The 22,478-nt window shown below is 57.4% G+C and carries 7 protein-coding genes; 5 read left to right on the top strand and 2 right to left on the bottom strand.

The features are described 5' to 3' along the window. Positions 1-556: 556 nt before the first annotated feature. The 5 genes from K0J45_RS13695 (at position 557) to pfaD (ending at position 18,877) form a co-directional block, all read left to right on the top strand. Positions 557-1,411, top strand: a complete 855-nt coding sequence (locus tag K0J45_RS13695; RefSeq protein ID WP_220042959.1) for a helix-turn-helix domain-containing protein — start codon at positions 557-559, stop codon at positions 1,409-1,411. Then, positions 1,411-9,171: a type I polyketide synthase gene (locus K0J45_RS13700; protein ID WP_220042960.1), complete on the top strand. Its 7,761-nt coding sequence runs from the start codon at positions 1,411-1,413 to the stop codon at positions 9,169-9,171. The genes K0J45_RS13695 and K0J45_RS13700 overlap by 1 nt, the downstream gene beginning before the upstream one ends. Beyond that, on the top strand, positions 9,168-11,318 hold the full coding sequence (locus tag K0J45_RS13705) for a PfaB family protein (protein ID WP_220042961.1): 2,151 nt from the start codon (positions 9,168-9,170) through the stop codon (positions 11,316-11,318). Before K0J45_RS13700 ends, K0J45_RS13705 begins: the two co-directional genes overlap by 4 nt. Beyond that, positions 11,318-17,104 (top strand): hotdog fold thioesterase, encoded by a 5,787-nt coding sequence (locus tag K0J45_RS13710; protein ID WP_220042962.1) that lies wholly within the window; start codon positions 11,318-11,320, stop codon positions 17,102-17,104. Before K0J45_RS13705 ends, K0J45_RS13710 begins: the two co-directional genes overlap by 1 nt. Before the next feature lie 135 nt (positions 17,105-17,239). Continuing rightward, positions 17,240-18,877, top strand: coding sequence for an eicosapentaenoate synthase subunit PfaD (pfaD, locus tag K0J45_RS13715; RefSeq protein ID WP_220042963.1), 1,638 nt, complete (start codon positions 17,240-17,242; stop codon positions 18,875-18,877). Positions 18,878-18,978: 101 nt separating this feature from the next. Here the strand turns inward: pfaD and K0J45_RS13720 are convergent, their stop codons facing one another. Together K0J45_RS13720 and K0J45_RS13725 are read right to left on the bottom strand one after the other, a co-directional pair. Further along, positions 18,979-21,327 (bottom strand): penicillin acylase family protein, encoded by a 2,349-nt coding sequence (locus tag K0J45_RS13720; RefSeq protein WP_220042964.1) that lies wholly within the window; start codon positions 21,325-21,327, stop codon positions 18,979-18,981. A gap of 123 nt (positions 21,328-21,450) precedes the next feature. Continuing rightward, positions 21,451-22,362: a LysR substrate-binding domain-containing protein gene (locus K0J45_RS13725; protein WP_011866467.1), complete on the bottom strand. Its 912-nt coding sequence runs from the start codon at positions 22,360-22,362 to the stop codon at positions 21,451-21,453. Positions 22,363-22,478 lie beyond the last annotated feature (116 nt).

Here is a 22,478-nt window from a genome sequence, read left to right on the forward strand (position 1 = left end):
GTTCATCAAGCAACGACTTAAGGTCATCACGTACAGTTACAGCAAGTTACACGCTTGCAACTTTTTTGCAACCCAAGCCCCTATTAATACAATGACGGATTAAGATCCCAATTAGACTCAAAGATCAGAGTAATAGGCCCAAGTATTTAACCTGCGTCACGCAACTAACAAGCAGGTTACTATCAGGCTACAGGGTGGGTTAAGTGACTCATTTACTTCGTTACCCAACGACAAATTCAGTCGAAATGCTGACACTCACAAGCAAATCGAAACTAAAGCATGAATGACGGTACCACTCGCTACGCCATCACGGCCGGTTAGCAATATAAAGCGCCAGTTCTACGCCAACATAAATCACAAACAGCGAACATATGTAAGCTAAAATAGTCGGTGTCGAAGACTTTTAAGTCCCAGGTGATTGTATTGGCCCTCAAGCTACTGTAGTCTGCTGCTCTATTAACGTCAGTTCAGACGGACAACGCGGGATTATGCAGGCTAGCAGCAAACCGCGACAGCGCTTGTCCCAATAGATTATTGATGGAACGCCCTAACCAGTATGCTCGAGAAGCCTAACCACAAGACGCAGCGCCGGGACTCGCAAACCGCGGCGCGAAAACTCAGCGCCAGTGAATATAGGCACAAGAATGCCACCACCACCCCTGAGATGCGTCAGTTTATTCAGGACTCAGATCTACCTGTGAGCCAGCTGGCAAAGGTGCTCAACATCAGCGAAGCCACGGTGCGTAAATGGCGTCGACGTGACTCCATCAACGACACGCCTAACACCCCTCACCACCTCAACACCACACTAACGCCTATGCAGGAGTATGTGGTCGTGGGGCTGCGCTACCAGCTGAAGATGCCGCTGGACAGGCTGCTCAAGGTGACTCAGGAGTTTATCAATCCCAATGTGTCCCGCTCCGGCCTCGCCCGCTGCCTCAAGCGCTACGGGGTATCGCGCATCCACAACATCGAGCGTCCCGAGGTGCCGGATCATTACTTCAATCAGCTGCCCATCGCCCAGGGCAGCGACATAGTCACTTATACCTTAAACCCAGAGACCCTGGCCCATACCCTGGCACTGCCACAGGCCGACGGCGACACAGTGCTGCAGGTGGCCTCGCTCACCCTGCCGCCACAACTGGCGGACGCCAAGCCAAGCTCGGTACTTTTGGGCATAGATCCCCACAGCGACTGGATCTACTTAGATATCTATCAAGACGGTAACACCCAGGCCACCAAGCGATACATCACCCACCTGCTTCGCCAAGGGCCGTTTCATCTGCGTAAGCTTTTGGTACGCAACTATCACACTTTCTTACAGCGCTTCCCAGGTGCCACCATGGCACAGCTAACACCCGGCGCTGACATACAGACACCTGAGCATCAGGTAGCAAGCGGAGACTCATAATGAGCCAGACCGAAACATCAAAGACGTCAAGCGATCAGCGCCTCAACAAGCGTCTAAAAGATATGCCCATTGCCATCGTTGGCATGGCGAGCATCTTTGCCAACTCACGTTATCTCAACAAATTTTGGGATCTGATCTGCGACAAGATTGACGCCATTACCGAGGTGCCAGACACCCATTGGCAGGTCGATGATTACTACGACAACAACAAGAGCGCGCCGGACAAGAGCTACTGCAAACGCGGCGGTTTCATGCCCGAGGTCAACTTCAACCCGATGGAGTTTGGCCTGCCGCCCAACATCCTAGAGCTGACCGACACCTCACAGCTGTTGTCACTCATCGTCGCAAAAGAGGTGCTCGCCGATGCCAAGCTTCCGAGCGACTACGACAGAAACAAGATAGGCATTACCCTAGGTGTGGGCGGCGGTCAGAAGATCAGCCACAGCCTCAACGCCAGGCTGCAATATCCAGTGCTCAAGAAGGTGTTCAAGCACAGCGGCATTAGCGACGCCGACAGCGAGATGCTGATCAAGAAATTTCAGGATCAATATGTCCACTGGGAAGAAAACTCCTTCCCCGGCTCCCTGGGCAATGTGATCGCCGGGCGTATCGCCAACCGTTTCGACTTAGGCGGCATGAACTGCGTCGTCGACGCCGCCTGCGCCGGCTCGCTGGCAGCCATGCGCATGGCCCTGAGTGAACTGGTGGACGGCCGCGCCGAGATGATGATCACCGGCGGTGTCTGTACCGACAACTCCCCCTCCATGTACATGAGCTTCTCCAAGACGCCAGCCTTCACCACCAACGAGACGGTGCAGCCCTTCGACATCGACTCCAAGGGGATGATGATAGGCGAAGGCATAGGCATGGTGGCCCTGAAGCGTTTGGAAGATGCCGAGCGCGATGGCGATCGCATCTATGCGGTGATCAAGGGCGTAGGCGCCTCATCGGACGGTAAGTTCAAGTCTATCTACGCGCCGCGCCCCGAAGGCCAGGCCAAGGCGCTCAAGCGCGCCTACGACGATGCCGGATTCCCGCCACATACCTTAGGGCTGATGGAAGCCCACGGCACGGGCACAGCCGCCGGTGACGTGGCCGAGTTTAACGGCCTCAAGTCTGTCTTCAGTGAAGGCTGCGAGGCAACCCAGCATATCGCCCTGGGCTCGGTGAAGTCGCAAATCGGCCATACCAAGTCAACCGCTGGCACTGCCGGGCTTATCAAGGCGGCGCTGGCGCTGCACCACAAGGTGCTACCGCCGACCATCAATGTGGACCAGCCCAATCCTAAGCTGGATATCGCCAACTCGCCCTTCTATCTCAATACCGAGACGCGCCCCTGGCTGCCACGCCCCGACGGCACCCCGCGCCGCGCCGGTATCAGCTCCTTCGGCTTTGGCGGCACTAACTTCCACTTTGTGCTCGAAGAGTACCAGCGCGAACATAGCCGAGATCTGGGCAAGCTGACCCAATTCCGTCAGCGCGCCATGCCTCAGAGCTTGCTGATCAGCGGCGCCGACAAGACGGGGCTTATCGCCACCATCAGGCAGCTCGTTGCAGACGCAGATAAACAATCCCTCGACGCCCTGGCCGCTCAACATCCGCTGCGCGTATTAGAGCCCAATGCCCCACGTCTTGGCCTGGTGGTTAGCGACACAGACAGCCTCAAGACCCAGCTTAATCAGGCGCTAAGCCGCCTGGAATCGTGCGATGAGGCATACTGGTCGCTACCTGGCGGCCTGCACTATCGCAGCAGCAGTCTGGCTAACCCTAAAGTGGCCGCGCTGTTTGCCGGACAAGGCGCCCAATACCTCAATATGGGTCTTGAGCTTGCCTGCCACTTCCCTGAGATGCGCGAGCAATTTGTAATAGCCGACAAGGTGTTTGCCAGCCAGGATAAGACGCCGCTGTCACAACTGGTGTACCCGGTGCCAGTCTTCACGACTGAGGAGCGCAAGGCACAAGAGGCACTACTGACCAATACCGCTAATGCACAGAGCGCCATCGGTGCCATCTCCATGGGGCAATACACCCTGCTCAAGCAAGCCGGCTTCACGCCCGACATGGTGGCAGGCCACAGCTTTGGTGAACTCAGCGCCCTCTGCGCCGGCGGCGTGATCAGCCTGGAAGACTATTACCAGCTGACATTCGCCCGTGGCGATGCCATGGCCAGCCCAAGTGTCGAGAGTGCCGATCGCGGTACCATGTACGCCATCATCACTAAGGCGAGTGAGGATATCACCCGCCTCGAGGCCACCCTTGAAACCTTCGACGGCGTCAAGGTCGCCAACTACAACGCGCCGACCCAGCTGGTGATCGCCGGGCCGACAGATGCCACAACCCAGGCGGCCAAGGCCCTAAGCGAGCTCGGCTTCAAGGCGATTGCCCTGCCGGTATCCGGCGCCTTCCATACGCCATTGGTGGGCCACGCCCAGGCACCGTTTGCCGAGGCGATCGACAAGGTGAAGTTTGCCAAACCGGCGCTGCCTGTTTACGCCAACGCCAGCGGCGCTCGCTACGCCAATGTCGCCAAGACCATCAAGAGCGAGTTTAAGCAGCATATGCTGCAATCGGTTCGCTTTAGCGAGCAGTTAGAGGCCATGTACGCCGATGGTGCGCGCGTCTTCGTCGAGTTCGGCCCGAAGAATATTCTACAGAAACTGGTGGAGAACACCCTTAGCGACAAGCTAGATACCCTGTGTACCATCAGCCTCAACCCGAACCCTAAGGGCGATAGCGACCTACAACTTCGCCAGGGAGCCATGCAGCTTGCCGTCTGCGGCATCGCACTGGATGAGATAGACCCGTACCAGGCCGAACCGGCACAGGCCGAGCCTATCTCTCCCATGAATATCACGCTCAACGCGACCAACTACATCAGCCCGGCGACCCTGGCGAAGATGGAAAAATCCCTTAACACGGGTACCATCACGCCACAGAACCGAGTGCAAGAGAAGATAGTGGAAGTTGAAAAACTGGTCGAAGTCGAAAAAGTTGTCGAAAAATTTGTAGAAGTAGAGAAGATAGTGGAAAAATCAGTCCCAGCACAGCAGGTTTCTCCGGCTCAAACAGCCATCGAGAGCCACACCCAAGCAAGCAGTCAGCTACAAGCTGGCAATGGCGATGCCCTGAGCCAATTCTTCGCGGCGCAGCAACAAACGGCCCAACTGCATCAGCAGTTCCTCACCATTCCTCAGCAATATGGTGACACCTTCACTCAGCTGATGACGGCGCAAGCACAGATGGCCGCCGCCGGTGTGGCGATCCCTGAAAGTCTGCAGCGCGCCATGGAGCAGTTCCACCAACACCAAGCGCAGACGCTTCAGAGCCATACTCAATTCCTCGAGATGCAGGCTCAGAGCAATCAAAGCGCCCTGCAACTGATGGGACAAGGCGGTCAACCGCTAACGCCTAGAGTGCAAGCCGCGCCGCTAGCAACGCCTGTTATTCAGCCTCAATCTCTGCCTGCAGAGACGCCCGCCGTCCAGAGCGCTCCTGTAGTGACGCAGGCACCAGTGATGCAGCAAGTGCAACAGGCGCCTCAGACTCCTATCGTAGCAGCACCAGTTCATACCGCAGAGGTTCAGGCGCCTGTGCCTGCGACCCCAAGCACTGCAGCAAAATCGAGTGCAGACGAGATTCAGAAGACAATGCTTGAGGTGGTCGCCGACAAGACAGGTTATCCCACAGAGATGCTGTCGCTTGAGATGGATATGGAGGCCGATCTTGGCATCGATTCCATCAAGCGCGTAGAGATCTTAGGCACAGTACAGGATGAGCTACCGGCTCTGCCCGAGCTCAGCCCAGAAGATCTGGCCGAGTGTCGCACCCTGGGTGAGATCGTGGCCTATATGGAAAGCAAGCTGCCGGCCGCAGGCGCAATTCAACAAGCCGCCGCGGGCACTGTTGCTACAACAGAGGTTCAAAACACAGCTACTAGCGGTTTATCTTCGACACAAGTCAAAAAGACCATGCTCACCGTAGTGGCCGATAAGACAGGTTACCCTACCGAGATGTTGGCCCTTGAGATGGATATGGAAGCCGACCTAGGTATCGATTCCATCAAACGCGTGGAGATCTTAGGCACGGTTCAGGATGAGCTACCGGCTCTACCTGAGCTGAGCCCGGAAGATCTGGCAGAGTGCCGCACCCTGGGTGAGATCGTGGCGTATATGGAAAGCAAGCTGCCGGCCGCAGGCACTCACATTTCAGAAACCGCCGCAGGCGCAATTCAACAAGTCGCCGCAGGCTTGTCATCGACACAAGTCCAAGAAACCATGCTCACAGTTGTGGCCGACAAGACAGGCTACCCAACTGAGATGCTCGCCCTCGAGATGGACATGGAGGCCGATCTCGGCATCGATTCCATCAAGCGTGTGGAGATCTTAGGCACAGTTCAAGACGAGCTGCCAGGATTGCCTGATCTCAGCCCGGAAGATCTGGCCGAGTGCCGCACCCTGGGTGAGATAGTTAGCTATATGAATAGCAAGCTGCCAGCCGCAGGCGCTATGACCAACCAACAGCCGACAGCACAAACTCAAGCGGGCGCTGGCTTGTCATCAACACAGGTGCAGCAGACCATGCTGAGCGTGGTAGCCGACAAGACAGGCTATCCCGCCGAAATGCTGTCGCTTGAGATGGATATGGAGGCCGATCTTGGCATCGATTCCATCAAGCGTGTGGAGATCTTAGGCACAGTACAGGATGAGCTGCCAGGACTGCCGGAACTCAGCCCGGAAGATCTGGCCGAGTGCCGCACCCTGGGTGAAATTGTTAGCTATATGAATAGCAAGCTGCCCGCAGCAGGCGCTCACATTACAGAAATCGCCGCAGGCGCAATTCAACAAGCCGCCGCAGGCTTGTCATCTGATTTAGTACAGCAGACCATGCTGAGCGTGGTGGCCGACAAGACGGGCTACCCCACCGAGATGCTCGCCCTAGAGATGGACATGGAGGCCGATCTCGGCATCGATTCGATCAAGCGCGTAGAGATCTTAGGCACGGTGCAGGACGAGCTGCCGGGACTACCGGATCTCAACCCAGAAGATCTGGCTGAGTGCCGCACCCTGGGTGAGATCGTGGCGTATATGAACAGCAAGCTGCCCGCCGCAGGCGCTCATGTTCAACAAGCCGCCGCAGGCACTTTGGCAGAAACGACAAGCAGCCAAGAGGAGAGCGCCTCGGATGCCCAGGTGCAAGCCATCTCCGCCGAACCGCTGGTCGAGTTGCCACCTCACAGCGAGGTCGCGCTAAAAAAGCTTGAAGCGGCGAAGCCTGATGCCGAGGGTTTCGCCGCCAATGCAACCCTGGTGATCCAAGATGATGGTCACAATGCCGGGGTACTGGCCGAGAAACTCAGCAACAAGGGGCTCAAGGTCGTGGTTGTGCGCCTGCCAGAAGGTCAGCCTCAGTCACCGCTGAGCAGCGCCATCGCCAGCTGGCAGCCAGAAGGACTGGCTGAGCAAGATGTGGTGCAGGCGATAGCAGGAATTAGCGCAGACCACGGTAACATTGCAGGTTTTGTACACCTACAGCCTCAGCAGGAGGCCAACGCTGTCTCAGGGCTACAACTGACCGACGCTGGCTTTAACCACCTGAGTTCGGCGTTCCTCTGGGCCAAGCATCTGCAGGCGCCATTAAGCGCGCAGACGGGCCGTCGCTGCTTTGTCACCGTCAGTCGTATCGACGGCGGCTTCGGCTACCTGGATGCCAAGCAACTGGCCAAGAGCGAACTTAATCAGGCCGCGCTTTCGGGTCTCACCAAGACTCTGAGTCATGAGTGGCCAGGCATCTTCTGCCGCGCGTTGGACTTAGCGCCACAGATGAGCGCGGCGCAGCTGGGCGATACCCTACTCGCGGAGCTCATAGACAGCGACAGCGGTCTCAACGAGGTCGGTATCAGTGTCGATGCCGGCGGCAAACTGTGCCGTCATAAGCTACAGCCGGGTGAAGCGGCGATAAAAACCGCAGAATCCCAGCTGGATAGCTCAGATAAAATACTGGTGACCGGGGGGGCAAAAGGGGTAACCTTCGAATGTGCCCTGGCACTGGCTAAGCGTTGTCAGTCGCACTTTATCCTGGCCGGTCGCAGCGAACATATTAGCACGAAGGATCTGCCAGAATGGGCCCAGGGCAAGACTATCGGCGAACTTAAGCAGGCCGCTATCGCTCATCTACTCGCCAGCGGTGACAAGCCGACGCCTAAACAGGTCGACGCCCTCATCTGGCCGGTAAAGAGTAGCCTTGAGATCCAGGCCGCCCTCAACGCCTTCGAGGCGGTGGGCGCCTCGGCGGAATATCTGGCGATGGATGTCAGCAAGGCCGAGGCGATCGAGCAGGCCCTAGGCGCCATCAATCAGCTAACGCCAATTACAGGACTCATCCACGGTGCGGGCGTACTGGCCGATAAACACATACAAGACAAAACCTTAGATGAGCTTGCGCGAGTCTACGGCACTAAGGTGGCCGGGCTTAAGGCGCTGCTAAGCGTGATCGATCCCGCCCAGCTCAAGCTGGTTGCCCTCTTCTCTTCGGCGGCCGGTTTCTACGGCAACACGGGGCAGAGCGACTACGCCATGGCCAACGAGATCCTCAACAAGGCGGCACTGCAACTCACCCACAAGAGCCAGGCTAAGGTGATGAGCTTTAACTGGGGTCCTTGGGATGGCGGCATGGTCAATCCTGCGCTGAAGAAGATGTTTGTCGATCGCGGCGTCTATGTGATCCCACTGCAGACGGGTGCCGAGCTGTTTGCCACCAAGCTGCTTGGCGACAGCGGCGTACAGCTGCTGGTAGGTAGTGATATGCAAGGCAACACAGCTAAAGCAGATGAGGCAAGCACTGTAAAAAAGCCTGATGCGGATGAGGTGCACGTCGCACAGCATCCGCTGCCGCCTGTCACCTTAACGCGCCAGTTAACGCCCGCGACCATGGCCTTTGTCTCAGACCATGTGATCGGCGGTAACCCGGTATTACCGACGGTTTGCGCTATCCAATGGATGCGTGAAGCCGCTCGGGCGCACATTGGCGCCCCGGTAAAGGTGCTCAGCTATAAGCTGCTCAAAGGCATTATTTTCGATACTGAAGCGCCGCAAAACTTAGTGCTTACGCTAACCCCTGAGTATAAGGGCGATAGCCTGACGGCCATTCAGGCCTCAATCAGCAGCGAGGGACGGCCGCAGTACCAGGCGAGCCTTTGTTTGATGGATAGCGAGGACAGCTCGGCGCCAATCAAGGCCTTCGAGGAGCTGTACAGTGGCGAGGCGGTGACCGATGCCAGCACGCTCTACAGTGACGGCACCCTGTTTCATGGGCCAAGACTGCAGGGATTGGATAAGGTTGTGAGGTTCGATGAGCAGGGGCTGATCGCCTCTGTTAGCCTGCCCCAGGTGCGCGAAGCCGACTGCGGCGAGTTTGTACCTAGCCTAAGCAGCGCAGGCTGTCAGCCTTTTGCCGAGGATCTCTTGCTCCAAGCCATGTTGGTCTGGGCAAGGCTCAGCTATGGGGCGGCCAGTTTGCCATCGGCCATCGATGAATTCATCAGTGTGCAGCCGATGCACGGCGGCGAAACCGGCTATATCGAGCTGAATGTGGTCAAGAGCAATCGCAGAAGCCTGACGGCCGATGTGGCGCTTTATCATCAAGATGGCCGCCTGAGCACCCTGATGAAAGGGGCCAGGATCACCATCAGCTCAACCCTCAATGCCGCCTTCGTGCCACACGGCGCGCGCGGTGAAACGGCCAACGAGGAGGCGACGCAGTGACCCAGGAGTTTGGCCAAAAGGTAAGCAATGCTAACGCTAACAGCGAAGGCGCTGCCCCGCTGCGGGTAGCCCTCTTGCTGTTGCCAAAAGATGCCGCCTTGCCCGATACCTTAGCCAATCAGCCAGTTCGAAAGCTGCAAGTTAACCAAACTGAGCCTAAGTTAACCGAGGCTGAGCTTACTGAGAATAAGCTGGCTCAGACGCTAGAGCAGGCAATGAGCTGGGTCGCCAAAGGCGATCTGGTTTGCCTGCAAGGCGCCCAGCAAACTATGCTGCTGATGCCAGCGCTCAAGGCGGCGCAGCACAAGCTGCACCCTCATGCCCATCTGGCGGCGCTGCAATATGGTCAAAGCCAGAACAGTGCACTGCAAGGCGCGCTGGCACAGGCCAAACGCCAACCGGATAGTGTCCAATGCAGAGCGCATATCGATGATATGAACAAGGGCTTCGACGCCTTGTGTCGCCTGATCGCTGATATTGCACAGCGAACCATTAGGCGTTCAGATACTCGGCGTCACTACTGGTTTACCGAGCCCTATCAGGGACGAGTGGCGACGCTTACCCTGGAGAATACCCAGCCTCAGCAAGGGAAAGCGCAAACTCATCTGGCCATGGTGCTGACACAAGGCACAGGCCGACTCAAGGCGCGTTCGCTACTGTCGGCCAGCCAGCTGTTCTTTCTGCTACCCGGTAGCAGTGAAGCCGCGCTCAACCAAGGGCTCTGGGCCCTGGCGGCGGCCTTGGATAAGCTCGCCTTATCACAGACCGAGCCCTTAGCGCGAGAGATGGCGATCATTGAGCTGATGCAGCAAAATCTCGATGCCTTTGTCACCAGCGGCCCGACACGTTTTGTGATCTGTCTACAGGCCATAAGTATCGAGGCGCTTGGGCAGGAGATCACCGCCATGAGCCATGCTCTGGCCAAGGTCTGTAAGGAGAAAGGGGAATACCGCACGCCATCGGGTAGCTATTTCAGCGCCGCGCCGCTGGGTCAGGCCAAGCTGGCCTTCGTTTATCCCGGCGTTGGCACCATCTACCCTGATATGCTGCATGAGCTACATAGCTACTTTCCGGCGTTGTTTAGCCGCTTGCAGCAGCAAGGGGATCTCAAGGCGATGCTGCAGGCCGATATGATCTATCAAGAAGATAAGGCCGACACTCAGCAGACGCCTCTAAGCAAGATGGCTATTGCCGGTGTGGGCGCCAGCTACCTGCTGACCAAGCTCTTGGTGGATGAATTTGCAGTGCAGCCGCACTTTGCCCTGGGTTACTCCATGGGTGAAGCCGCCATGTGGGCCAGCCTGGATGTGTGGCAAGATCCCCATAGCTTGATCGATAAGACCCTGAGCGATCCCCTGTTTACCGATGAGATCTCGGGTCCGCTCAATGCGGTTCGTCGTCACTGGCAACTGTCAGACAAGGACCCTCTCGAATGGAACAGTTTTCTGGTGCGATGCCAAGGCGATGATATTCAGCCTTTGCTGGAGCGTTACCCCAGAGCCTATCTTGCCATCACCCAGGGGGATACCTGCGTGATCGCTGGCTGTCAGGCCAGTTGCCAGGCCCTGTTACAGGAACTGGGTAAACGTGGCATAGCCGCCAATCGCGTGACTGCCATGCATACGCCACCGGCCTTAAGCCTGCAGTCGCAGGTGCAGGCCTTCTATCATCAGGCGATCATGGCCGAGGCCGCCGAGCATCCGGTCAAATTTATCAGCGCCGCCAGTCTCATCGATGGCCAAGATGGCGCCGTCAACGAGACCCAGGCCCTGAGTGCCGAAGCGATCGCTACCTCAATAGCCAAGACCTTCTGTCATCGCCTCGATTTTGAGTCGCTCATCCAGAGCGCAACCCATCAGGGGGCTGCGCTATTTGTCGAGGTCGGTGCCGACAGACAAAACTGCACCCTGATAGATAAAATTCTAAAAGTCAGCGAGACACCTCATGTCAGCGTGCCGGTCAATGCCCGCGGCGCAAACGAGGTGATCACCCTGCTCAAGGCCTTGGGCACACTGATCAGCCACAGAGTTCCCGTCAGCCTCACTGTGCTGCAACTGGGACTCAAGCGTGAACTGGCTAAGCAGCAACAGCGCAGCGCTCAAGGTGAGCCACCGCACGCCAATACCCTATTTCAAGAGGAAGTCTAATGCCTTCAAATGAAGCGCCTTCTGCCAAACAAGTTCCCCCAAAGACCCGAGGTCATGGCAAGATTGCCATCGTGGGTCTGGCAAACCTCTACCCAGACGCCAAGACCCCTAAGCAGTTTTGGCAAAACCTGCTCGACAAACGCGACTCTCGCACCCAACTCAGCGATGACAAGCTCGGCGCCCACTTAGCCGACTATCGTGGCGAGCAGGGCGAGGCCGATCGCTTCTACTGCGACAAGGGCGGGTATATTGAAGATTTTCACTTTAATCCCTATGGCTATAAACTGCCGCCCGAGCAGCTGCAGGGGATGGACGATAGCCTGCTGTGGGCGCTGGACACCAGTCGCAATGCCCTGCTCGATGCGGGCATTGCCCTGGACTCTCCTCAGCTATCACGCTGCGGCATCATCATGGGCACCCTCTCTTTCCCTACGGCAAAATCGAATGAGCTGTTTCTGCCCCTCTACCATAAGGCGGTAGAAAAAGCCCTTAAGCAGAAGCTGGCCTGCCCAGATTTCAGCCTGAGCGACTATAACGCCCATCGCCCCGCAGCCAACACCTTAGACGTTGCCAATGGTGCCATCGCCCACAACGCCTCTAAGCTAATGGCCGATGCCCTTGGCCTTGGGCGCGTTCAACTTAGCCTGGATGCCGCCTGCGCCAGCTCTGTCTATTCGCTGAAACTGGCCTGCGACTATCTCAACACGGGCAAGGCCGATCTCATGTTGGCGGGCGCCGTCTCCGGCGCCGACCCTTTCTTTATCAACATGGGCTTCTCCATCTTCCATGCCTATCCAGAGCATGGCTTCTCGGCCCCCTTCGATCGCAATACCAAGGGGCTGTTTGCCGGAGAAGGCGCCGGGGTACTGGCACTCAAACGCCTCGAAGACGCCGAGCGTGATAATGATAAGATCTACGCCATCGTCAGCGGCATCGGCCTGTCTAACGACGGCAAGGGACAGTTTGTACTCAGCCCCAACAGTAAGGGGCAGATCAAGGCCTTCGAGCGTGCCTATCGCCACAGTGGCGTCGAGCCTAAACAGATAGAGGTGATCGAGTGTCACGCCACGGGCACCCCGCTGGGTGACAAGGTAGAGCTAGCCTCTATGGAGCAATTTTTTGCCCCTCGGCTCGAAGGTGCGAGCGCGCCCATGATAGGTTCGGCCAAGTCCAACTTAGGGCATTTACTTACGGCCGCGGGCATGCCGGGGATCATGAAGATGATCTTTGCCATGAATCAGGGCCAGCTGCCCCCAAGCATCAATCTCAGTGAGGCCATCGAATCGCCAAACGGCCTATTTGGCGCTCATACCCTGCCCAGTCAAGTGACCCCTTGGCCGGTTAAGGTCGATAACGCAGCGCGATTAGCCGGGGTGTCGGTATTTGGCTTCGGCGGCTGTAATGCCCATCTGTTGTTAGAATCCTATACACCCACAGAGTGCGAGCCTTCAACCATAGCGACATCGCCGCAGTTAACGCCACCTTGTCACAACGGCTCGACGCCGCAATTTGTGATCAGTGGCATTGCGGCGCATCTCGGTCCACTTGGCAGCATTAACGCCCTCGACACCTGTATTCGCCATGAGCAAGAGGCCTTTGTGCCCCTGCCACCAGCGCGCTGGAAAGGGTTAGATCAGCACCCAGAACTGCTAGCGCAATTTGGCCTGGACTCGGCTCCCCAAGGCGCCTATGTGGATAGCTTCGAGCTGGATTTCCTGCGCTTTAAATTGCCACCCAATGAAGACGATCGCCTTATCGGCCAACAGCTGATGCTGATGAAAGTCGCCGACGAAGCCATACGCGACGCAGCGTTACAGCCAGGGCAAAAAGTGGCCATCTTGGTCGCCATGGAGACAGAGCTGGAACTGCACCAGTTCCGCGGCCGGGTAAACCTGCACACTCAGCTCAAACAGAGTCTGGATGCCATGGGCACCAGCCTGAGCGACAGCCAATATCGCGAGCTTGAGGCCCTGGCCATGGACAGCGTGCTCGACGCCGCCAAGCTAAACCAATACACCAGCTTTATCGGCAACATCATGGCCTCGCGTATCGCCTCCCTGTGGGACTTCAGCGGTCCGGCCTTCACCATCTCCGCCGGCGAGCAATCAGTAGGCCGCGCCCTGGATGTGGCGGAAAATATCATGGTGCAGGAGCAGCTTGATGCCGTGGTGATCGCCGCGGTCGATCTCTGTGGCAGCCTGGAGCAGGTGATGCTGAAAAATGCTATCGCCCCCGTGGCCAGTCAGAGCCATCCAAACGGCTGGCGACTGGCGGAAGGCGCCGGCGCCCTGGTGCTGGAAACCTCATCCCACCAAAGCCAGCGTGGCGCTAGCGCCTATGGCAAGATAGAGAGCCTCAACTTTGGTCCTCAGCATCAATTAGCGCGCCTATGCGATGAGCTATTGACCCTCAATGGCACTGATGCCGATCAGATCTCAATGGTCGAGATGAATGTGGCACCTTGCAGCCAGCATCAGCCCCAACAGCTGATAGCGCAGCTGCCTACGGCGCAGGCTCGTCTGGTGCAGAGCAACCAACAACTGGGCCACAGCTTTGCCGCCGCCGGCATGACCAGCCTTATCGCCACACTGCTGCGCATGACACAAGAAAGCGCGGGCAACGCCCTGGTCGCCAACTTCAGCGAAGATCAGAGCGCCTTGCTGCACCTTACTCAAACCCACGCCCAGCGCAGCGCGCTGACCCAAAGGCTAGACCAGGATCTTACCACCCATGAGGGGCGTAGCCTGATCAAGCGGGTCACCCTGGGTGGACGCGGCATCATAGAACACATACTGACTCAGCCGCTGACGCAACTGTCAGCGCTGCAAGACAAGTTGGCCGCTACCAATGGACAAGTTCAGACTAAACCGAAAAAAGTGGCCAAGCTTATAAGCTATTTAGGCCAGGTTAATTCGAACACGACTCAAGCATCACAGTTTGCCACGCCGTCGATGACAGGCGGTGCAACAGGTAACTTACCCACTATGACCCAGCATTCAGCTCAGCTACCAGGCTCACCGATCAGCAACCCAGATCTCAGCGCCTTTCATGACAATCAACAAAAGGCGCGTCAGGCCCATCTCGCTTTCCTCAAGAGCCGTGAATCAGGGCTGAAAGTGGCCGACCTGCTGCTTAAGCAGCAACTGGCCCAAGCCATAGGTAGCCCATCGGCGCCAGCTGCGGCCTCAAGCGTCACCCAGATGCCACTCAGACCAAGGCATGATCTGGTCGCGCCATACCGCGCGCCAGTTCCGGCCCATAAGCCCTGCATCTGGGACTATCACGACCTGGTGGAATACGCCGAGGGGGATATCGCCAAGGTATTCGGTCCCGACTATAGCGTGATCGACGGCTACTCGCGCCGGGTGCGCCTGCCCACCACAGATTATCTGCTGGTATCACGGGTCACCAAGCTGGACGCCAAACTGGGCGAATATAAGCCCAGCACCATGACCACGGAATACGACATTCCCGTCGGCGCCCCCTACCTGGTGGACGGTCAGATCCCCTGGGCGGTCGCGGTCGAATCGGGTCAGTGCGACCTCATGCTAATTAGCTACCTGGGCATAGACTTCGAGAACAAGGGCGAGCGAGTCTATCGCCTGCTTGACTGTACCCTCACCTTCTTAGGGGATCTGCCCCGCGGTGGCGATACCCTAAGGTATGAGATTAAGATCAACAACTTCGCCCGAAATGGCGATACCCTGCTGTTCTTCTTCTCCTACGAATGTTTCGTTGGCGATACCATGATCCTCAAGATGGATGGTGGCTGCGCCGGTTTCTTCACCGACGCCGAGCTGGCTGACGGTAAAGGGGTGATCCGCACCGAGGAAGAACTGCTGGCTCGCAGCCGCGCCGCTAAGCAGACCTTTAACCCACTCCTGGACTGTCCGCGCACCCAATTCAGCTATGGTGACATCCACAAGTTGCTGTCGGCCGATATCCAAGGCTGTTTCGGTCCCTCACACACAGGCTCTGCTCAGCCTTCTCTCTGCTTTGCGTCGGAGAAGTTCTTGATGATCGAAGAGGTCAGCAAGGTAGAACGAAACGGCGGCGCCTGGGGCCTTGGCCTGGTAGAAGGCCATAAGCAGCTCGAGCCTAACCACTGGTATTTCCCTTGCCACTTCAAGGACGATCAGGTGATGGCCGGCTCGCTGATGGCCGAGGGTTGTGGCCAGTTGCTGCAGTTCTACATGCTGCACCTTGGCATGCACACCCAGACCCAAAACGGTCGTTTCCAGCCGTTGGAAAATGCCTCGCAGAAGGTGCGTTGTCGCGGCCAGGTGATCCCGCAATCGGCCCGTCTCACCTACCGCATGGAGGTGACCGAGATAGGCTTTAGCCCACGCCCTTACGCCAAGGCCAATATCGATATCTTGCTAAATGGCAAGGTGGTGGTCGACTTCCACAATCTGGGGGTGATGATCAAAGAGGAATCTGAGTGTACCCGCTATCCTGCTCTTGAAAGCAGCGACACAAGCAGCGCACAGGCGACCAGCGCTCAAGGTGCATCAGCCAATGCACCGCTAATGACTAATGCCCCGCTGATGGCTCAGATCCCCGATCTCAGCGCTGCGCCTAACAAGGGGGTAATTCCGCTAACGCATGTGGAGGCGCCTGTGACCCCGGACTACCCTAACCGGGTACCAGATACTGTGCCTTTTACCCCCTATCACCTGTTCGAATTCGCCACCGGCGATATCGAAAAGTGCTTCGGCCCAGAGTTCGCCATCTACCGCGGCATGATCCCGCCGCGTACCCCCTGCGGCGATCTGCAGCTCACCACCCGGGTGATAGAGGTTAACGGCCAGCGCGGCGACTTCAAGCGCCCCGCCAGCTGCATCGCCGAGTATGAGGTGCCAAGCGATGCCTGGTATTTCGATGCCAACAGTCATCAGGCGCTGATGCCCTACTCTGTGATGATGGAGATTGCCCTGCAGCCAAACGGCTTCATCTCGGGCTATATGGGCACCACCCTCGGCTTCCCTGGTCTCGAGCTCTTCTTCCGCAACTTAGACGGTAGCGGCGAACTGCTGCGTCAGGTGGATCTGCGCGGCAAGACCATAGTCAACGACTCACGCCTGCTCTCCACCGTGATGGCGGGCACCAATATCATCCAGAGCTTCAGCTTCGAGCTGAACACAGATGGCGAGCCCTTCTATCGTGGCACAGCTGTGTTTGGTTACTTCAAGGCCGAGGCGCTCAAAGACCAGCTGGGATTAGACAATGGTAAGGTCACTCAGCCTTGGCATCAGGCCAAGGGGATAGCACCAGATATCAAGGTCAACCTACTGGACAAGGGCGGCCGCCATTTCAACGCGCCGACGGGCCAGCCCCACTACCGCCTGGCGGGCGGTCAGCTGAACTTTATCGACAGCGTCGAGATCGTCGATAACGGCGGCACCCACGGCCTGGGCTACCTCTACGCCGAGCGCACCATAGATCCGAGCGACTGGTTCTTCCAGTTCCACTTCCATCAGGATCCTGTGATGCCGGGCTCATTAGGCGTTGAAGCCATCATAGAAACCATGCAGACTTATGCCATCAGCAAAGACTTGGGCGCCGGGTTCACCAATCCGAAATTTGGCCAGATCCTCTCCAACATCAAGTGGAAGTATCGCGGTCAGATCAACCCACTGAACAAACAGATGTCGATGGATGTGAGTATCACCTCGGTCAAAGAGGACGCAGGCAAGCTGGTGATCACCGGCAATGCCAGCCTGAGTAAGGATGGCCTGCGGATCTACGAGGTGAGCGACATCGCCATCTGCATCGAAGAAGCCTAAGCACAAACAAAGATGTAGACAGCGCGATAAAAACACATAGATTGAGCAACATAAAAAAATCGGTCGATGCGGGTCATGCCTAACAAAAAAGGCATGGTTCCCGAGTCGTCCAAGACGAAAAAGGTCTTTTATTAGATGAATCCGACTACCACAAACGAGCAGCTTTCTCCCTGGCCCTGGCAGGTAAGCGACAGCAAGATAAGCTTCGACACGGCCGCCATGGCAACTGCGCTCAAAGATTTCAGCCGCGCCTGCTACCTGGTCAACGACAGCGACCTGGGCGTGGGCATCGCCACCGAGGCGAGCCTGATGACTAATAATCAAGGTTCGGGCGCTCAGGCCTCGGGCCACCCGGTCAGCGCCTTCACCCCGGCCCTGGGCACTGAGAGCCTGGGCGATGGCAACTTTCGCCGGGTGCACGGCGTCAAGTACGCCTACTATGCCGGCGCCATGGCCAACGGCATCTCGTCGGAAGAGCTAGTGATCGCCCTGGGCAAGGCGGGCATCTTATGCTCCTTCGGCGCCGCAGGACTCATCCCAAGCCGGGTTGAGCAGGCGATCGAGCGTATCCAAACCGCGCTGCCAAACGGCCCCTACATGTTCAACCTGATCCACAGCCCGAGCGAGCCGGCACTGGAGCGCGGCAGCGTCGAGCTCTTCCTCAAACATAAGGTGCGCACAGTCGAAGCCTCGGCCTTCCTGGGACTGACGCCGCAGATCGTCTACTACCGCGCCGCCGGCCTGAGCCGCGACGCCAACGGCAACATCGTCATTGGCAATAAGGTGATCGCCAAGGTGAGCCGCACCGAGGTCGCCGAGAAGTTTATGCAACCAGCACCTATAAAGATGCTGCAGAAGTTGGTGGACGAGGGCTTGATCACCCATGATCAGATGGAGATGGCCCAGGCTGTTCCCATGGCCGACGATATCACCGCCGAGGCGGACTCGGGCGGCCACACGGATAACCGTCCTTTGGTGACCCTGCTGCCGACTATTTTGGCGCTCAAGGAGGAGATCCAGGACAAGTACCAATATGCCACGCCCCTGCGCGTCGGCTGTGGCGGCGGCATAGGCACCCCAGATGCGGCCCTGGCGGCCTTCAACATGGGCGCGGCCTACATAGTCACAGGCTCTATCAACCAGTCCTGTGTCGAGGCGGGCGCCAGCGAGCATACCCGCAAGCTGCTGGCCACCACAGAGATGGCCGATGTCACCATGGCACCGGCCGCCGACATGTTTGAGATGGGCGTTAAGCTACAGGTGGTCAAACGCGGCACCCTCTTCCCCATGCGCGCCAACAAGCTGTATGAGATCTACAGCCGCTACGATTCGATAGAGGCGATACCTGTCGATGAGCGCGACAAGCTGGAGAAGCAAGTATTTCGCGCCAGTTTAGATGAGATCTGGGCCGGCACAGTCGCTCATTTTAACGAGCGCGACCCTAAGCAGATCGAGCGTGCCGAGGGGAATCCCAAGCGTAAGATGGCACTCATCTTCCGCTGGTACCTGGGGCTGTCGAGCCGCTGGTCAAACACCGGCGAGCAGGGCCGCGAGATGGACTATCAGATCTGGGCAGGTCCCGCGTTGGGCGCCTTCAACCAGTGGGCCAAGGGCAGCTATCTGGATGACTACAGCAAGCGTCATGCGGTGGATCTGGCCAAGCACCTGATGTATGGCGCCGCCTATCTGGCGCGGGTCAACGCCATCAAGGCACAGGGGATCAAGCTGCCTGGCGAACTCTTGCGTTACAAACCGCAAGTGGCGCTGGCGTGAGCCTGACCATCAGCTAACTCGGACTCTAGCTAGATCAAAAAAAAGCCACCCCAGGGTGGCTTTTTTGTTGGCTTAAACATCTATTGCCGAGACCCTATGAATCAATCTTGCGCCTGGCTCGGCGTCAGGATCAGCTTGGCCTCTATCTCCCCTGGCAGCAGCGGCGTCGCCGCGCCGCGGGCATACTCGCTAAAGCCTGCGCGGTAGTATTTCGACAAGGGGTGGCCAGACTGGCCGCCAGGGATCGCCATGATGGCCCGCTCCTCATAACCTGGCTGTACGATGAAGCGCTGGGAGGCACCGAAGCTCTTGCGCTGCACCGCCGGCATGAAGGTGTCGCCGAAACCGGCCACCTTAGGCATGTCCAGCCAGCGACTCAGCAGCGGGAACTGGCGACTAAAGGGATGTTGTATCGCTAGCGTGTTGACCCGCCCCCAATTGAGCGCACTCAGCTCACCATCCTCGCTGTATTTATCTAGCAGCTCGTCGCGGGCGGCGACATAGCTGGCGACCACCAGCTCATCCCAGCTGGCGACATCTTGTGGCAGCCAGTCGGTAGGCTGCTGCTTGAGCAGTTGCCAGATGGCAGGCTCAAGGTAACGCTTGAGCACAGAAAGACTCAGCTGGGCACTATTTAGCTCGGCTTCGACCGGCGCGAAGGCGCTGTCTAACATCTGGCTGCGAAACGCCTTCACCAGGGTAAAGCCCACCGACTCGGCGCAGGCACACTCCTGCCAGTCGCGCAGCTGCACTATATCCTTGGCAAAACGCTTGGGCTCACGCATTAAAGCTTGCAGCAGAAAGGCCTGCCAGGGACGGTAGAAGCGAGCCTGATTATCGAGCTGAATACGGTAGAAATCGCTCTCATCGAACAGCTCCTGCTCTAGCAATCGGTCGCGGATCTGCGCGCTCCTGGCTCCCAGGGCGTAGCCGCCATCGCCGTAACGCTGTGCCTCCTGGGTTGACATCACCCTGGCATTGGCGCTCCACAGCCTGTCGCTGGCGGGATCCTGAAGCGACGGCAACTCATCGTCTCTCTCTTGCCACTTATCCCAGACTAGCTCCTCACTTGGCAACGCTATATCGCTACTATTGGTGCGCGCGGGGACGGCGCCGGCAAGCTGCCAGGCGGCGTGGCCCTTGTCATCGGCTAGCATCAGGTTCTGCACCGGAATACCGAAACCGCTGGCCTTGGCCATCGCCTCGGGCACATTATCTATCTGCTCCAGCGCCATCAGCTCCATGTTGACCGCATACTCCTGATGGGCGACCCAGGCCAGGGCATAGGCCTGCTCCCCCAAGTGGCGAACCGGGCCGAAGCGCGACAGCGTGATGGCATAGTCCTGCTCCCCCTTTGGCAGCTTAATGGTCTCGTGGACCACCTCAAGCGGCTCATCTTTGTCCAGCGCCACCCAGTCGGCGGTGTCGATATAAGCGTTGGTAAAGCCCCAGGCCAGCTTGCCGTTGCTGCCGACCACAATCGCAGGTGCACCGGGCAGGGACACGCCGGTCACCTGCACCGCCTTGCCCTCACCATCCGGATAGTTTAGCTGCGCGCGGTACCAGATGATGGGCACGGCGAAGGAGAGGTGCATATCATCTGACAGCATGGCGCTGCCGGTGCGGGTCATCTTGCCGGTCACCGCCCAGTTGTTGCTGCCCACTTCGATGGGCTCCTCTATGGTCACCGCCAGTCGCTGGGCCAGGGTCGAGGCCGTGCTCTGTTGTAGACTGACGCTTGGACTTGGGCTTGGACTCAGCTTTGGAATTGCCGGCGGATCGGAAGGAAACAGGCTGTTATCCAGCGCCGCCTGATAGTTTGAGGTCTGGGTGATAAAACTGCGCATCTCCGGACCAAAGCTGCGTTCGATATGATCAAGGGCGAGATCGCGCTTGGGGCCATTGCCCTGCAGATCCAGATACATGCTGTAGATCACCAGCAGGCTGTCGGCAGGTCTCCATGGCTCACGTTTGGCGCGGGTCAGCAGATACTCGAACGAGGGCAGCGACTGGGCGGCGAGCGCGCGATTGACGCCGTCGGCATAGCGCTGCAACAGCTGTTGCTGGGCGGTGGGCAGATGTCGATAGATATGCTCGGCGCGTTTTCTCAGCTGATGAAAGCGGCGCGACTCATCGAGTTTTACCGCAGGCTTGCCGAACAGCTCGGCCAACTCGCCGGCAGAGTTGCGCCTGAGCAGATCCATCTGAAAAAACCTGTCCTGACCGTGGGCAAATCCCAGGGCAAAGGCGGCATCTTGACGATTCTCGGCGTGGATCACCGCAGTGCCCAGGCGATCCCGCCCTATGCTGGTCTTGGCCGAGATCTGACTAGTTTGAACCTCGCCAGAGAGTTTGGGCAGGCTGAGATTGAGGCTGACATAGACGCCGACCACCAACAGAAAAACGAGCGATAGTAGGATGAGCAACAGGGTTTTCAGGTGTCTTAACATGGGATAAGCGAGTGATAAGTCAATGGAAACTCATCATAACAAAAGTTGCTTACTTGTTAAGCTCCTAAAACGAATTTGTATTTGCTTTCTAGGCCAAGGCCGCGCTACCCCATAGGATGAAGGTTAACGCGCCAAGGTACGATCTCCCGGATGATCCCCCGGATAGTTGTCGATGATCCAGTCGACGATACGCATGATACGGGCGTCACGCTTCTTGGAGGTCTTGTAGGCGATGTAATAGGTCAGCCCCGAAAGACAAGTCGGCAGGTCCAGTTTCACCAGATTTCCCGAGTCCAGCTCCACTTTGAGGGTCTGCTCCAGCCCCAATACTATCCCCTGGCCATAGATAGCCGCTTGCACCGCCAGCATGTTGTGATTGAAGAAGATCTTCTTCTGATTGGGACTGATGGCGATATCATTGTTTCTAAACCAGGTATCCCAATCGACGCCATAGTCTTTATGTTTGGAATAGAGCAGACAATGTTGATCTAGGGTCGCCAGGCTGATCCCCTGTGACTGAGCAAGATAATCTGGGCTGCAGAAGGCCACCAGCTTCTCGGTGACCAGAGGGATGATGGTATAACCGTCCTGACATTCCCGGGTGACGATAAAGATATCGGCGATCATGTCACTCATCTCAATATCATTCTGGAACATGCCGACATTGATATTGAGCTCCGGGTACATCTGCCTAAGCTGCTCCATCTTAGGCACCAGCCATCTGGCCGCCAGCGAGGTATAGGAATGCACCCTCACCTCACCCGCCATGTTCTGCACCAGGCTGGAGCAGACGCTGTTGAGATCGTAAAACACAGGTGCCAGGCGCTCTCTGAGCTCTATGCCCGCCTCGGTAAGATTGATCTTTCCGCCTTGCCTGTAAAATAACTTCTCTAAGAAATAGTCTTCCAGCTGCTTTATCTGCTGCGACACCGCGCTCTGGGTGATACACAACTCATTGGCCGCGAGGGAACAACTTTCTAATCTGGCACATGCCTCAAATATCTGCAGTGCTCTTAGCGGAATATTATTGTTCATGATTCTTTAGCAAAGCGAAAACCGAATCAAAATGCTAACAAGGGATCTGCAGAAAAGATGTAACGCCGCGCACAATATCTAAGTTAACACCAGGTTAAATTACTGATTCATTGCGG

The organism is Shewanella alkalitolerans (genome assembly GCF_019457575.1).
In the GTDB taxonomy this organism is placed as follows: Bacteria; Pseudomonadota; Gammaproteobacteria; order Enterobacterales; family Shewanellaceae; genus Shewanella; species Shewanella loihica.